11 protein-coding genes are annotated in these 14,825 nt (G+C 62.1%); 4 read left to right on the top strand and 7 right to left on the bottom strand.

The annotated features are described in order from the left end of the window. Nucleotide 1: 1 nt before the first annotated feature. The 6 genes from alaS to smpB all read right to left on the bottom strand — a co-directional run bounded on the left by alaS (nucleotide 2) and on the right by smpB (nucleotide 8,690). Nucleotides 2–2,668, bottom strand: a complete 2,667-nt coding sequence (gene alaS, locus ACX2DJ_RS11810; protein WP_462572854.1) for an alanine--tRNA ligase — start codon at nucleotides 2,666–2,668, stop codon at nucleotides 2–4. Nucleotides 2,669–2,717: 49 nt separating this feature from the next. After that, nucleotides 2,718–3,548, bottom strand: a complete 831-nt coding sequence (locus ACX2DJ_RS11805; RefSeq protein ID WP_462572853.1) for a class I SAM-dependent methyltransferase — start codon at nucleotides 3,546–3,548, stop codon at nucleotides 2,718–2,720. 195 nt (nucleotides 3,549–3,743) lie between these two features. Beyond that, nucleotides 3,744–4,808, bottom strand: a complete 1,065-nt coding sequence (gene recA, locus ACX2DJ_RS11800; RefSeq protein WP_462572851.1) for a recombinase RecA — start codon at nucleotides 4,806–4,808, stop codon at nucleotides 3,744–3,746. A gap of 159 nt (nucleotides 4,809–4,967) precedes the next feature. Next, complete coding sequence (locus ACX2DJ_RS11795; RefSeq protein ID WP_462572850.1) at nucleotides 4,968–7,421, bottom strand: PAS domain-containing hybrid sensor histidine kinase/response regulator family protein; 2,454 nt, start codon at nucleotides 7,419–7,421, stop codon at nucleotides 4,968–4,970. After that, the gene (locus ACX2DJ_RS11790; protein WP_462572849.1) at nucleotides 7,418–8,020 is read right to left on the bottom strand and encodes a DUF2062 domain-containing protein; all 603 of its coding nucleotides are present in this window, start codon (nucleotides 8,018–8,020) and stop codon (nucleotides 7,418–7,420) included. Before ACX2DJ_RS11790 ends, ACX2DJ_RS11795 begins: the two co-directional genes overlap by 4 nt. 187 nt (nucleotides 8,021–8,207) lie before the next feature. Then, on the bottom strand, nucleotides 8,208–8,690 hold the full coding sequence (smpB, locus tag ACX2DJ_RS11785) for an SsrA-binding protein SmpB (RefSeq protein WP_462572848.1): 483 nt from the start codon (nucleotides 8,688–8,690) through the stop codon (nucleotides 8,208–8,210). Between the two features lie 191 nt (nucleotides 8,691–8,881). On the opposite strand from smpB, the gene ACX2DJ_RS11780 reads away from it, so the two are divergent. Next, nucleotides 8,882–10,804 (top strand): alpha/beta hydrolase family protein, encoded by a 1,923-nt coding sequence (locus tag ACX2DJ_RS11780; protein ID WP_462572847.1) that lies wholly within the window; start codon nucleotides 8,882–8,884, stop codon nucleotides 10,802–10,804. Nucleotides 10,805–10,849: 45 nt separating this feature from the next. Here ACX2DJ_RS11780 and dapA read toward each other — a convergent pair whose 3' ends face one another. Further along, the gene (dapA, locus tag ACX2DJ_RS11775; RefSeq protein WP_462572846.1) at nucleotides 10,850–11,737 is read right to left on the bottom strand and encodes a 4-hydroxy-tetrahydrodipicolinate synthase; all 888 of its coding nucleotides are present in this window, start codon (nucleotides 11,735–11,737) and stop codon (nucleotides 10,850–10,852) included. Nucleotides 11,738–11,841: 104 nt separating this feature from the next. On the opposite strand from dapA, the gene ACX2DJ_RS11770 reads away from it, so the two are divergent. The 3 genes from ACX2DJ_RS11770 to ACX2DJ_RS11760 are packed head-to-tail and all read left to right on the top strand — an operon-like array spanning nucleotide 11,842 to nucleotide 14,818. Continuing rightward, on the top strand, nucleotides 11,842–13,812 hold the full coding sequence (locus ACX2DJ_RS11770; RefSeq protein WP_462572845.1) for a lytic transglycosylase domain-containing protein: 1,971 nt from the start codon (nucleotides 11,842–11,844) through the stop codon (nucleotides 13,810–13,812). Nucleotides 13,813–13,818: 6 nt separating this feature from the next. After that, the gene (locus tag ACX2DJ_RS11765; protein WP_462572843.1) at nucleotides 13,819–14,298 is read left to right on the top strand and encodes a GreA/GreB family elongation factor; all 480 of its coding nucleotides are present in this window, start codon (nucleotides 13,819–13,821) and stop codon (nucleotides 14,296–14,298) included. Next, nucleotides 14,291–14,818 (top strand): hypothetical protein, encoded by a 528-nt coding sequence (locus tag ACX2DJ_RS11760; RefSeq protein ID WP_462572842.1) that lies wholly within the window; start codon nucleotides 14,291–14,293, stop codon nucleotides 14,816–14,818. Before ACX2DJ_RS11765 ends, ACX2DJ_RS11760 begins: the two co-directional genes overlap by 8 nt. Nucleotides 14,819–14,825: the final 7 nt, after the last annotated feature.

The following is a 14,825-nucleotide window of genomic DNA, read 5'->3' as shown; positions in this document are numbered from 1 at the left end:
GTTAGGCGCTGACCTTGGCAAGCGCATCGCGCACGGCTGCCAGCGCTTCCTGCGCCTTGCTGCCATCGGGCCCGCCGCCCTGTGCCATGTCGGCCCGCCCGCCGCCGCCCTTGCCGCCCAGCGCCTCGACGCCCACGCGCACCAGGTCGACTGCGCTGAAACGCTCGGTCAGGTCGTCGGTGACTGCCACGGCAAAGGCGGCCTTGCCGTCATTCACCGCCACGGCTGCCGCAATGCCCGATCCAAGCCTGCGCTTGGCTTCATCGAGCAGTGGCCGCAGTTCCTTGGGGTCGAGCCCGTCGAGCACTTGCCCGCTGAAGGTGACGCCGGCGATTTCCTCATCCGCTGTTTGTGCCGGGCCCGACGAGCCGCCGCCCGCAAGCGCAAGCGCCTTTTTCGCTTCGGCCAGTTCCTTTTCCAGCACCTTGCGTTCGGCCAGCAAAGCCGCAAGCCGGGCAGGCACCTCTTCCGGGGTCGCGCGAATTTCGCTTGCGGCAGTCTTCAGCGCTTCCTCGCGGTCGACCAGCCATTTGCGCGCCGCCTCGCCGGTAAGCGCTTCGATCCGGCGCACGCCTGAACTCACCGCGCCTTCCGATACGATACGGAAAATGCCGATGTCGCCGGTTGCCCGCACATGCGTGCCGCCGCACAGTTCGACCGAGTAATTGCGCCCGCCCTCGCCCGCGCGGCCCATCGCCAGCACGCGCACCTCGTCGCCATATTTCTCGCCAAACAGCGCCAGCGCGCCCGCTTCCACTGCATCATCGGGGCTCATCAAACGGGTCGAAACCGGCTCATTCGCGCGAATCTCGGCATTCACTTCGGCCTCTACGGCTGCGATTTCCTCTGCTGTCAGCGGCTTGGGGTGAGAGAAATCGAACCTGAACCGCTCATCCGCCACCAGCGAACCCTTCTGCGTCACATGCGCGCCCAGTGCGTTGCGAAGCGCCGCATGGACGAGATGGGTGGCCGAGTGGTTGGCGCGAATCCGGTCGCGCCGCGCAGCATCGACTGCGAGGTGGACGGTATCGCCAACCGCGACTTCACCGGCGGCAATCCTGACATGATGCACGTGCAACCGGCCAAGCGGTTTTGAAGTGTCAACGACATCCGCCCGCAGGCCCGCCGAAGTCGAAATGCTGCCCGCATCGCCGGCCTGCCCGCCGCTTTCGCCATAAAAAGGCGTTTGGTTGGTCAGGATCACCAATTCATCGCCCGCAGTCGCGCGATTCACTTCGGCACCGTCCTTTACCAATGCGACGACACGCCCTTCGCCGCTGGTGGCAGTATAGCCGGTAAACTCGGTCGCGCCTTCGCGCTCGGCAATGTCGAACCAGACCTCGCCCGAGGCCGCATCGCCCGATCCCTTCCACGCCGCGCGGGCCGCCGCCTTCTGGCGCGCCATCGCCGCATCGAAGCCGGCGCGGTCAACACTGATGCCGCGCGAACGCAGCGCGTCTTCTGTCAAATCGTATGGGAAACCGAAGGTATCGTAGAGCTTGAAGGCGGTTTCGCCCTCGAGTTCTCCGCCCTCGCCCATGCTGCCGGTCGCCTCGTCGAGCAGGCGCAGCCCCTTGTCGAGCGTCTTGCGAAACTGGGTTTCCTCACGCTCGAGCACTTCCTCGATCAATGCCTGGCCGCGCACGAGCTCGGGATAGGCCTGGCCCATCTCGGTGACCAGCGCTGGCACCAGGCGGTGCATGAGCGGCTGCGACGCGCCCAGAAGATGCGCATGGCGCATCGCACGGCGCATGATCCGGCGCAGCACATAGCCGCGCCCTTCGTTGGACGGCAGCACGCCGTCTGCCATCAGGAAGCTGGTCGACCGCAGGTGATCGGCGATCACGCGGTGGCTGGCTGCCTGATCGCCTGCGGCCTTTACCCCGGTGAGGTTTTCCGAGGCGCTGATCAGCGCCTTGAACGTGTCGGTATCGTAATTGTCATGCACGCCCTGCATCACCGCAGCGATCCGCTCCAGCCCCATGCCAGTGTCGATCGAAGGCTTCGGCAGATTGCTGCGCGAACCGTCCGCCTGCTGGTCGAACTGCATGAACACGAGGTTCCAGATCTCGACAAAACGATCGCCGTCCTCATCCGGGCTTCCCGGGGGGCCGCCGAAGATATGCTCGCCGTGATCGTAGAAGATTTCCGAGCATGGCCCGCACGGCCCGGTGTCGCCCATCGACCAGAAATTGTCACTGGTGGGAATACGGATGATGCGTTCCTCAGGCAGGCCGGAAATCTTGCGCCACAGATCGAACGCCTCGTCATCGGTGTGATAGACCGTGGCGGTGAGCTTTTCCGGAGCCAGGCCCCATTCCCTGGTCAGCAGGTTCCAGGCGTGCAGGATCGCCTGCTCCTTGAAATAGTCGCCGAAGGAAAAATTGCCGAGCATCTCGAAGAAAGTGTGGTGCCGTGCGGTATATCCGACATTATCGAGATCATTGTGCTTGCCGCCCGCGCGCACGCACTTCTGCGAACTGGTGGCCCGCGGAGCCGGCGGGGTTTCAAGCCCGGTAAAGGCATTCTTGAACGGAACCATCCCCGCATTGACGAACATCAGGGTAGGATCGTTGTAGGGCACAAGCGGCGCGCTCGCGATCTCGGCATGTCCTGCCGAGGCGAAATAGTCGAGAAAGGAGCGGCGGATTTCGTTGGTCGATATCATAGAGGGCAGTTAGGCAATCACACGCGCGGCGACAAGCCGCTTACGACAATCAATTGCTGCGGGCGCTAACGATCCACACGCCGGCCGCAAGCCCGACCTCTCCCTTGTGAAGATGGTGTTGCGAAAACTCGCGCAGCCGCTCCTTGAAGGACGCGCGCAAACTGTCATCCATCGCCGCAATCGCGCGCGCCGCAGGCCCGATCCGGGTAAAATAGGATACCGCATCACTGACCGGATCATCGCCTGCACCGGCGATCATCCGAAAATCGAACCGATCGAAGGTCACTCCTTCCCACCCGGCTTCGTTCAGAATTGCGCGGACCCGTGCGTCGTCCGCAAAGGCAAAGGGGCCGGGAGCGGTGGGGTCAGGCGGAGGCGCCGCGCCTTCGAGCAACTCGCCGATCGCGGCAAAAAACGGGTTTTCCTGAATGGATCGGAAGCATGAAAACAGCAGCCGTGCGCCCGGCACCGCATGGTGACGCAAATTGGCGAAGGCGCTGACCGGATCGCTGAAGAACATCACACCGTGGCGCGAAAACAGCAGTTCGGGCACGAAATCCGGCGCGGGTTTCCAGCCAGCCGCATCAGCCAGTTCGAACCGTATATTGCCGACTCCGCTTGATCGTTCGCGCGCCGCCTCGATCAAGTCCGGCGAAATATCGACGCCCAGCACTTGTGAAGCTGACATGGACCTTGCAACCGCAATTGCGAGTTCCCCCGCACCGCAGCCGATGTCAAGCGCAGCAGAGAAATCGATCGCTTCGATTCGGCGCAGAAGCTCCGCAGTCAAAGGAGCGAAGCTGCGATCGGTACGTTGCCATTCCGCCGCCCACGACTTGCCGACGCGGCCCTGCCATTCCTGCGTGTCGAAATTCGTCACTTTCAATCCTCCACCAACCGATCAGCCACGTAGATCAGTTCGTTCCCTCATGGTGGGTCAGGCAAAGCATTGCAATTCAGGCACAGAAACAGAAACGAAAAGTCGGCGCCAACTCGGAAGATGAGCGAGCGCCGACTTTCCGGTTTTCCGGGCACGCCCGATGAACCGCCAGGGTTCAGCGCGCCCGCTTGAGGATCAATCGTCGGATTCCGCGTCCGGGCCCGCCATCATCACCTCGGCGACAGCATCGGTGCGGCCGCGGATGGCGGCTTCCAGCTTGTCGCAAATCTCGGGGTTTTCCTTGAGATAGGTTTTTGCATTCTCGCGGCCCTGGCCGATGCGGATGCTGTCATAGGAGAACCAGCTACCCGACTTCTCGACAATGCCGGCCTTGACGCCAAGATCGAGAATTTCGCCGATCTTCGAAATGCCTTCGCCATACATGATGTCGAATTCGACCTGCTTGAAGGGCGGTGCCACCTTGTTCTTGACCACTTTGACGCGGGTGGTGTTGCCCACAACTTCGTCGCGGTCCTTGATCTGGCCGGTGCGGCGGATATCGAGCCGGACCGAAGCATAGAACTTGAGCGCATTGCCGCCGGTGGTGGTTTCGGGATTGCCATACATCACACCGATCTTCATGCGCAGCTGGTTGATGAAGATCACCATGCACTTGCTGCGATTGATCGAACCGGTCAGCTTGCGCAGCGACTGCGACATCAGGCGGGCCTGCAGGCCGACATGCGAATCGCCCATCTCGCCTTCGATCTCCGCCCGCGGAACCAGCGCAGCAACAGAGTCCACCACCAGCACGTCAATCGCGTTCGAGCGCACCAGCGTATCGGTAATCTCGAGCGCCTGCTCGCCGGTATCGGGCTGCGACACGATCAACTCGTCGATATCGACGCCCAGCTTCTTGGCATAGACCGGGTCAAGCGCATGCTCGGCGTCAACAAAAGCAGCGGTGCCGCCGTTCTTCTGCGCTTCGGCAATTACATGCAGCGCCAGCGTGGTCTTGCCCGAACTTTCAGGGCCATAAATCTCGATCACGCGCCCCTTGGGCAGGCCGCCAATCCCCAGCGCAATGTCGAGGCCAAGCGATCCGGTTGAAATCGATTCGACATTCATCGTCTCTTTCGAGCCGAGCTTCATGGCCGATCCCTTGCCAAAGGCGCGATCGATCTGGGCCAGCGCAGCTTCAAGAGCTTTTTGACGGTCCACCGAGGATTCCTTTTCTACCAGCTTCAGATTCGTCGCCATCGCATGGCCTCCCTTGCTTGCCTAGAGGCGGTTATCGAGTTTTAACCAGCCCCTCTGTGGGAATGCGATGTATCTGATTTGTTCCAATAGAACAAGTAGGGAACGAAATTTTTTCAACCAGGCTTCAAAGCCAGGGCAAACAGCGACTTGGCTAAGGCGTTACTGGCGCGCAATCCCGCGCATCACACCGGCTACCTTGTCACTGATCTGCTGGACGCTGAACGGCTTGGGGAGGAAATGCATCTTGGGAATGTCGATATCCTTGCGCAACTGCTCTTCGGCATAGCCCGACATGAACAGCACCGGCAGGTCAGGATGTGTCTCGCGAATGGCGCGCGCCATGGTGGGTCCGTCCATTCCCGGCATCACCACATCGCTCACCACCAGATCGAATTGCCCACCACCAGTGATCGCGGCGAGCCCCTCTTCACCGTCGGCGCAGGCAGTGACTTCATAGCCCGCACGGCTAAGCGAACGTTCCGCAACCGCGCGCACCATATCCTCGTCCTCGACCAGCAGGACACGTCCTCCACCCGACCAGTCGCTGGACTGCTCCTCGATCGGCGCCTGCGCCGCTTGCGGCACGGCCCCCTGGTGCACTGGCAAATAGACTGAAAAACGCGCGCCAATCACGCGCCCACCGCTGCCCTTCACATTGTCTGCGAACAGGAAGCCGCCCGATTGCTTGACGATACCGTAAGCGGTCGACAAGCCCAGGCCGGTGCCCTTGCCTTGCTCCTTGGTGGTGAAAAACGGTTCGAACAATTTGGGCATTACATGCGCGGGAATACCGCCCCCGGTATCCTCCACCACCAGCACGGTATAATCCGCCGCAGGCAGGATTTCAGAGCCCATCTGCTCCACTTCGCGCATGTTGACGCGCTTTGTGTTCAGCGTGATCCGCCCGCTTCCGCCCCGATGCATCTGGATCGCGTCGCGCGCGTTCACGGCCAGGTTCATGATCACCTGTTCAAGCTGCTGCGGGTCTGCCCTGACCGGACCCAAGCCGCGGTCATGCTGCACCTTGTATTCGATCTTTTCACCCAACAGGCGAGCAATCAGCGGGCCAACTTCGCTTACGACATCGGGCAGTTGCAGCACCTCGGGGCGCAGCGTCTGCTGGCGCGAAAAGGCCAGCAACTGGCGCGTCAGCGAGGCGGCGCGGTTCGAATTGGCACGGATCTGCTGAATATCGTCATAGTCGCTGTCACCCGGTGTATGGCGCAGAAGCATCAGATCACAGGTGCCAATAACCGCGGTCAGCACATTGTTGAAATCATGCGCCACGCCGCCTGCCAGCTGGCCCACTGCCTGCATCTTGGTGGCCTGCGCAACCTGCCGCCTGAGCTGAGCCTCTTGGCTCGAATCAGCCAGGCTCAGCAGCACCGCCGCCTCGCCCAGGCCGCGCACCCCCGCAAGCCCCATCGAAATCGTCTCTTCGGGTGAATTGCTCAGGCGGACTGCCATATTCCCGCTGGTCGAGGGGCCACGCCCGTGGCGCCGCACGGCATCGGATAGCGCCGCCTTGTCTTCGCGTACAACCAGGTCAGTGGGAAAAGCGGGCAGGCCGCGCTCCTCGCGTTCGACTGCGCGCAGGAACGCCTCGTTCGCAAACAGGAAGCGCCCGTCGCGATCGGTCATCGCCAGACCAAGCGGCAATTGGGCCAGCAAGGCTTCAAGCTGCGCCACCCCTTGCGAGGAGGATTCCCAGCCCGATCCGATGCCCACCCCGCTATCGACCAGCAGCATCAGTGATTGCACCTCATCCGGCCCCGCCGGTGAAGGGTCGTCCGGATCGTCCAGCGGCACGTGGATCAGTGTTTGCGGCGTACCGCTGCGTCCCTCACGCGCGAAGTAGATACGGTCACGGTCGTCTGAGCGGAGGAAGGATACGAAGTCCTGCCCGGCCAGGGTCGAGCTGGAATCGCCCACCGCACGCTCGCCGAACCCGGCGCTGGCGGACTTGATCGTGCCGTCCGGCCCGGTGATCGCAGCTTCGATACCGGCCTTGGCCAGCATCCGGCCAAACGGGCCGGTCACATCGTAGCTGGCGAGCGGATCTGCCACCCGCGGCTCGATCTTGCGGAAACGCCAGATCAGGTGATCGTCGCCCCGCCCCGCGCGCTCTGCCGCCGCGCTCCAGTGAACCGCGCCGCCTTCGCCTTCAAGCCGGTCGGCCCGCGCACTTCCATCGCGCCAGGCCCGGCGCATCAGGCGCACCAGTTCTTCGAGGCTCTGCCGCTCGAGCGCTAGGTTGGGCGGCGCCGCCGTGGCACCGAACCATCCGGTATAGGCCGAATTGGCACAGGTCAGGCGATTGGCGCGGTCGGTAATCGCGATGGCTTCACCCGGTTGCTCGATCGCCGCGACAGTAACCGACCAGTCCGGCACCGTCATCGTTTCTGCCTGCGGCAAGCGCTGGACCCGCTGCAAGGCCAACCCGCCGCTCAGCAGCACGCCAAGGCCAAGGGCGTAAGCAAGCACCAACAAGCTTTCCCCGGTTGCGAGCCACAGCACCCCCGCGCTTGCCAACATCGCAGCGGCGATGCCGCCGAAAAGCATTACCGGCTGGTTGCCCCCGCCTCCTTCGAGCAACTTGGCGGTCAGCTTCATCCCTGCCTGACCCCCAGGCGATCATCCAGGCGAGCTTCCATTCCGCGTAATTGCCGGGCGCGCCTTCGCATGACCATGATCCGCCATACGAAGCTGGCGAGCACATATCCCGTCGCCGCGCCGACAATGGCCAGGACAACAAAGCCGAACACCGTGACCAGCACTGTCACGCCGGTCCCCTCGAACAGTTCGAGAAGCCACGCCCAGCGGCCGCTATCGATTTCCGATTGGGCGGCCCCCCCGGTCGCTGCGCTGTCAATTTTCAGTATGAGAGCTCCGACCCGGTTGGCCACCACAGCCCAGAAGGGAAAGGTAAAGGGATTGGTAACGAAGGTTACAGCAGCCGACAGCGGAACATTGGCACGCGCCGGCAAGGCCAGGAACGCGGCCAGAAATATCTGCCCGACCGGAATGATAAAGCCCGCAAACACGCCCAGCGCCACCCCGCGCGGAACCGAACGGCGCGTAAAGCGCCAGAGTTCGGGGCTGAGAAAGCGATGCGCGATCGGCGCAAGCCAGCGATTGCTGGCCATTTCCTCGCGCGTGGGGAAATGGCCGCGAATTTTGTCCGCCAGCCAGGTTTTCGATCTTTTAGCCATCACTTTTCCGCCGCCGCATTGCGCCTACAGGAGCCGATCCGCAAGGGCATCCGGCGCTTATTTCGGCAAAGCGGTTATACTGTCCGATATGGGTAGCCCGGCCTCCCTGACAATATGATGAATCCACCCGGATTTGCATATTTTTCTGGTGGGCTGGGAGCGCCCGCAGCCTGGCCGCCTTCGCGCTTCAGGATTTCTCTCTGAGGATTCTGGCCTTGTCGCGCTTCCAGTCACGCTCCTTGATCGATTGGCGCTTGTCATGTGCCTGCTTGCCCTTGGCCAGCGCCAGTTCGACCTTGGCCCGCCCGGTCGAATTGAAATAGATTGAAAGTGGTACCAGCGTCATGCCCTTGCGCTCGACTGCGCCGAACAGCTTGTCGATCTCGCGTTCGTGCAACAGCAGCTTGCGCGGCCGGCGCGGTTCGTGATTCAGCCGGTTGCCGTGGCTGTATTCGGGAATGTTGGCGTTGATCAGCCACACTTCACCGTCGCGTACCTCGGCATAGCTTTCCGCAATCGAGGCTTCGCCCGCCCGCAATGCCTTCACCTCGGTCCCATGCAGCGCCAGCCCGGCCTCGAACTTGTCTTCGATGGCATAGTCGAACCGCGCGCGCCGGTTTTCGGCGACGGTCTTCTGCTTGTCGAAAGTGGCGGGTTTGGGGCGGGCCATGATGGCGCGCCAGATAGACGCCTGCAGCGATTTGGCAAAGCCCTGTAAAAAAATATTGCCCTCGCCGCTTTCATGGGATTTACTGATGCGGTCGCAGAGAGGCGTGGAAGCGCCTGAATTTCGGGGATCAATCCATTCTTTCAACTATCCGTGTTGTAGTCGCTGCAGCTTGCAGCCTTGGCCTGTTCTTTATGCAGCCCGTTGCCGCGCAGGAGCCAGCCTCGGCTCCGGCAGCTACTACGCCTGTCTCCCTTGAAGAGTACGGCAAGCTGCCAGATGTCGAAGATGCGGCGCTTTCTGCCTCCGGCAATCGCCTTGCGATACTGTCAACGGTGCAAGGTGTCCGTAGGCTGATCATAATTGAAGACCAGACAAAGGTCGTGACCTCGATCGGGGTCAACGACATGAAAGTCCGCTATTTCGAATGGATCGGTGATGACCGTATCCTGCTGGTCTCCAGCCAGACTCAGGATCTTGGCTACTCCTTCACCACTGACAAGGCGGAAATGTATGTTGCGCGGGTAATTCCTGTTTCAGGCGATGCGCAGGCAGGACTGATTTTCGGCAATCGCCGCGATCTGGTCGGGGCAATTTTTGGTAATTACGGCATTCGTCAAATCGATGGCCGTTGGTATGGCTTTTTTGGCGCGCTTGAACTGAAAAAAACGGGCCTGACGGAGTACTCGTTCAACCATGGCCGCCCGTTCCTTTACCGCGTTGACCTGCAAGACTTTTCGAGCAGGCGTGTGGCCGCTGCGGCGCGCGAAGGGAGAGATGCAGATTGGCTGCTGGATGCCAATGGCAATGTCGCGGCCACGATGGAAATCAACAATTCCAATGGCGAATGGAAGCTGCGTGGCCCGCAAGATGATATCATTGCGAGCGGGACGAACCCCCTCGGAAGGATAGGCCTGATCGGCCTTGGTTATGACGGCACTAGCGCGCTGATCACGGAACGCACTGAAGACGGGGTCGAATGGTTTGAAATCCCGCTGGCCGGAGGAAAAATGGAGCCCTTCCTGAACGAGGAGGATGTTGATCGGCTTTATTTCGATGAACTGACCGGACACCTGATGGGTTACCTTGAAGGCGGCAAGTCTCCCCAGCCAGTGCTGCGCAACCCCGCCCATCAGGAGGCCGCGCGCAAGGTACGCAAGGCTTTCGCCGATTTCGATATGCGGATGATCGATTGGACCCGTGATTTCGGCGATGTGATCGTGCGTACCACTGGCAATCTGGATAGCGGTACGTGGTTTACGGTGGATCTTGCCAGCCGGCGTGCCAATGCCATCGCCTATGAACGTTTGGCGATCGCCCCCAACCAGGTTGACCCGATCTCGGTGTTTGAATACTCCGCAAGCGACGGCATGGAAATGGACGGCATCCTGACCTTGCCGCCGGGCCGCGAGGCGCACAACCTGCCTGCCATCATCATGCCCCATGGCGGTCCGCACAGCCATGACACCAAGAGTTTCGATTGGTGGGCGCAGGCCTTTGCCTCGCGCGGCTATGCTGTCTTTCAGCCCAATTTCCGCGGGTCCACCAATCGCACGGGCGCGTTCCGGTTGGCAGGCTACGGCGAATGGGGTCGCAAGATGCAAACCGACAAGTCCGACGGGCTGATGGCGCTGGTGGAGCAAGGAATCGTCGACCCGTCGCGCGTATGCATAGTGGGCGCGAGTTATGGCGGGTATGCCGCCTTGGCGGGAGTAACCTTGCAGCAGGACATCTATCGCTGCGCTGTGGCAGTTGCGCCGGTCAGCGATATTACCAATATTTACCTTGAGGATTACCGCGCTTCTGGCAACCAAAGGACAACCAGAGCGTCCTTGCTAGACCAGCTTGGCCCGCGCGATGGCTGGAAAGCGGTGTCACCCTTACGCGCTGCAGACCGCGCCGATGCCCCGATCCTGCTGATCCACGGCCGTGACGATGTGGTGGTTCCCTATAGCCATTCAACCCGCATGGCGAACGCGTTGAAAAAAGCAGGCAAACCGCACGAGTTAGTCACACTTGATGGCGAAGATCACTGGCTTTCCCGCTCGCAGACACGGCGGCAAATGCTGGAGGCAGCAATTGACTTTGTGGAGCGGCACAACCCTCCCGATCGCTGAGCTACCTGTCCAGATACGGTGGCCAAATACGGCCGTCGTTCCCGATTACGCGGTGATCATTCCGGCGTGCTCCAGCGCCTCGTCCACCGCCTTCTTCGCCGCGTCACAGCATTCGACCAACGGCAGTCGCACCGTGGGCTCGATCCAGTCATGCACCCGGCTCAGCGCATACTTGACCGGCGCGGGCGAAGCATCGCTGAACATCGCGTAATGCAGCGGGAACAGCCGGTCGTTGAGTTCGCGCGCGCGTTTAAGCTCGTTGGCCGCAATCGCTTCTTGGAATTCGGCGCACAGCGCGGGCGCGACATTGGCGGTAACCGAGATGCAGCCCCTGCCCCCGGCGGCTGAATGCGGCAGCCACAGCTCGTCATTGCCCGATAGCTGGCAAAACTCGTTTGACAGGCCCATGCGGTGGTCGGCCACGCGCGACAGATCGCCGCTGGCATCCTTGATCGCCACGATCCGGTCCGGATATTTGCGTACCAGCGCTACCACCGTCTCATCCTCGATATCGGTCACGGTACGGCTCGGCACGTTATAAAGAACGATTGGCAAATCGCTGTTTTCCGCAAGAAAGCTGAAATGGGCAATCAGGCCGGCCTGGCTCGGCCGGTTGTAATAAGGAGCTACGCACAGCCCCGCAGCCGCGCCCGCCTTGCGCGAGAAATTCATATGCAGCAGCGCGTTGCGCGTGTCATTGGAGCCGCAGCCCGCAATCACCGGCACCCGGCCCGCCGCCTGCTCGATGCATACCTCGATCACCCGGTGATGCTCTGCATTCGACAAGGTCGATGCTTCGCCGGTTGTCCCGCATGGAACCAACGCCGAACTGCCTTGCTCGATCTGCCAGTCAACCAGCCGCCGGAATGCGGCTTCGTCGAACACTCCACCGCGAAAAGGAGTCACCAGAGCCGGAATGGAACCAGAAAACATTGATCTTAGACCTTTCTCGGTGGCATAATCAGCCGCGAGGGGAAAATCGCAGTGCCATAAGCCATTCATGGCCTGATAAGGAGCGGACAGGCACAATGTCCAGCATGCAAAACAACCCTCGCAGCAAATATATTCTGGTCACGGCGCTGCTCGGCACTGCCGGGCTGACGATGGGTGCCCCCGCTGCAACGCAAAATGCCGCCAGCTGGGACATGGCGCGGGCGCAACTGGTGGCACAGCAGCCAACCGGGATGAGCCTAGCGATCAGCCGCTGGGAAGAGCTTAATGCCAATGACCGGCTGGGTTTCAACGCCTATTCGGGATTCCTGCTTGCCTATCCCGATTTTCCGCGCCCCAGCCGCTTGCAATCGCGCGCCGAGAACGCGCTCGACGCAGAGGCACCTTCATCCGAAGCGCTGGTCGCCTATTTCGACGAGCACCCACCGCTGACCAATTCGGGCCGGGCACGCTACGCATTGGCGCTGGCTGCGGTGCAGCGCCCCGAGGCGGCAGAAACCGCGCGTGCCGCCTGGCGTGACGGCGCGATGAGCGAAACGTCCGAGGCTTACCTGCTGGGCCGATATGCAGGCAGTTTCACCCAGGAAGACAATGACGCGCGAATGGAGGCCTTGCTGTGGCAGGGCGAGGCGGATGCAGCCGTGCGGCACATGCTGATGACATCGCCTGGCAAGCGCGATCTGTTCGGCAAGCGCCTGGCGCTGTTGCAGGACGAATTGCCGGTTGATGACAGCTTGGCGATCCCCCGCGACGCGCTAAGTCAGCCGGGCGTGGTCTACAATCTGGTCCGTTATTTCCGCAAGAACCACAACTTGCACAAGGCGATTGAAGTGCTCGCCAGTCGCCCTGCCTTCACCACTTTGCCGCATGACAGCGCCGACATGGTGAGCGAGATGCTGGTGATTGCCAAGGGAGCGGGCGCACGCCGCGCAGTGCAGATCGCCGCTTCGGTGGACGATTTGTTCGCGCCCGGCACGGACGTGAGCGAAGGGTCATTCCGCCTGCGTGACAAATACACCGATCTGGTGTGGCTGGGCGGTACGGAAGCACTCTGGAAGCTGGGCGATGGCGCTGCGGCCGCACCGCTGTTCTACCGCTATGGCGCCGCCGCCAAGACCCCGCTCACCCGCGCCAAGGGTTTTTACTGGGCTGGCCGGGCCTCACAGCAGGCGGGCAATAGCAATGACGCCAATCGTTATTTCGGCATGGCCGCGCAATATGCCGACCAGTATTACGGCCAGCTGGCGCTGGGCGCGCTGGGCCAGCCGATGCCGCAATTTGCCGAGCCGCCCAAGGTTGAGCCAAGCGCCGAACAGCGAACTGCGTTCAACCAGCAGCCGCTGGTCAAGGCGCTACGTGCCTTGGCCACTTCGCGGCGCGACTGGCGTACCGAACGCGCCTTTTTCGAAGCCTTGTCGGACAAGGCAACGACGCCGCAAGACATGGAGCTGCTGGCCGATCTTGCGCGCGAACTTGATATGGCCGAATTTGCGGTGGTCGCCGGGGCCACAGCGCCCGAGCATGGCCTGGCCGGCTTCGAACGCTTTGCTCACCCCACCGTGCAGGTTCCGCTTACTGCAGACTGGACCATGTCGCATGCAATCATGCGGCAGGAAAGCGAGTTTGACCGGCACCGCGTCAGCCATGCCGGCGCGCGCGGGATGATGCAGCTGATGCCGGGTACTGCGCGCGAACAGGCGGGCAAGATGGGCATGAACTACATGTCGGCCGATCTGACCGGCGATACGCAATACAATATCCGGCTGGGCGATGCCTATTTCCGCCGCATGCTGGACTATTACGGTGGTGCCTATCCGCTCGCCATCGGCGCCTATAATGCGGGCCCGGGCCGGGTGAACCAGTGGCTGCGGATGAATGGCGATCCGCGCACCGGCGAGATCGACTATGTCACCTGGATCGAGAAGATCCCGGCCAATTTCGAAACTCGCTATTATATCATGCGCGTGCTCGGCAATGCGGTGGCTTATGACAATATGCACCCCAGCCGCGCACCAGCCGGGAAGCCGCGCACGATTGCCGATTTCCTGCGCCGTTAAACACCGATGAAACCGCAAGGTGATCCCATCACGCCGCAAGGCATGGCGGCGCTCAAGGCGCGCTACGATCACCTGCTGGGCAGCGAGCGGCCCGAAATCGTGGAGATCGTCAGCTGGGCGGCGGGCAATGGTGATCGCAGCGAGAACGGCGATTATCTCTATGGCCGCAAGCGCATGCGCGAGATTGATCGCGAACTGGCACATCTCGCCCGCCGGATGAAGGCACTGCGGGTGGTCGATCCACACGAACAACCTGACCGATCAAGGGTGTTTTTCGGCGCGAAGGTCGAGCTCGCCGACGAGGATGACGCGCGCAAGATCGTGACGCTGGTCGGCGACGATGAGCAGGATGCCGGCGTAGGCCGGATCGGCTGGAATTCACCCATGGCCCGGGCGCTGCGCGGCGCATCGGTTGGGGAATTGCGGACGGTGCGACTTCCCTCCGGCAGCAAAGAGTGGGAAGTTGCGGCGATCCACTATGAATAAGCGCCGCCGCCCGCTCCTGTTTCTTGCCATTGCCGCAACGCTGGCCTCACCGCTTGCCGCCAAGGACAGCCTCGGCGTGTTCAGCGGTTGGGCGGCGTTCCGCGACCCGCAGATTCCGCGCTGCTATGCCATCGCCAGGGCGCAGCCGGTCGGCCCGCAAGGCATGGCGGCGCGGGACTACGAACCCTATGCCAGCGTGGGCACCTGGCCCCAGCGCCGGATCAGGGGGCAAGTGCATTTCCGCCTGTCGCGCGAGATGGCCAGGCGCGCGCGGATTTCGCTGCGAATCGGAAGTCGCAGTTTCGCCCTGACCGGCGGCGGCGGCGACGCATGGGCGGCGGACCATGCCATGGACGCTGCGATCCTTGGCGCGATGCGATCCGCCGACACGATCAGCGTGACCTCGACCGCGCGCAACGGGCGGCGCTTTACCGACCGCTACCAGCTGGCAGGCGCTGCCACTGCGATCGATGCCGCTGCGCTTGGCTGCGCCCCGGCGGCGCTTGGCCGCAAGCGCTAGCCAAATC

The sequence above is a fragment of the Altererythrobacter chaiwopuensis genome (genome assembly GCF_054957755.1).
This window is presented reverse-complemented; position numbering and strand designations above follow the sequence as displayed.

Coding starts and splice junctions, on each gene's coding strand:
- alaS (WP_462572854.1), bottom strand. CDS start 2,668: ATGATATCGACCAACGAAATCCGCCGCTCCTTTCTCGACTATTTCGCC.
- recA (WP_462572851.1), bottom strand. CDS start 4,808: ATGGCGACGAATCTGAAGCTGGTAGAAAAGGAATCCTCGGTGGACCGT.
- ACX2DJ_RS11795 (WP_462572850.1), bottom strand. CDS start 7,421: ATGAAGCTGACCGCCAAGTTGCTCGAAGGAGGCGGGGGCAACCAGCCG.
- ACX2DJ_RS11790 (WP_462572849.1), bottom strand. CDS start 8,020: ATGGCTAAAAGATCGAAAACCTGGCTGGCGGACAAAATTCGCGGCCAT.
- smpB (WP_462572848.1), bottom strand. CDS start 8,690: ATGGCCCGCCCCAAACCCGCCACTTTCGACAAGCAGAAGACCGTCGCC.
- ACX2DJ_RS11780 (WP_462572847.1), top strand. CDS start 8,882: ATGCAGCCCGTTGCCGCGCAGGAGCCAGCCTCGGCTCCGGCAGCTACT.
- dapA (WP_462572846.1), bottom strand. CDS start 11,737: ATGTTTTCTGGTTCCATTCCGGCTCTGGTGACTCCTTTTCGCGGTGGA.
- ACX2DJ_RS11770 (WP_462572845.1), top strand. CDS start 11,842: ATGCAAAACAACCCTCGCAGCAAATATATTCTGGTCACGGCGCTGCTC.
- ACX2DJ_RS11765 (WP_462572843.1), top strand. CDS start 13,819: ATGAAACCGCAAGGTGATCCCATCACGCCGCAAGGCATGGCGGCGCTC.
- ACX2DJ_RS11760 (WP_462572842.1), top strand. CDS start 14,291: ATGAATAAGCGCCGCCGCCCGCTCCTGTTTCTTGCCATTGCCGCAACG.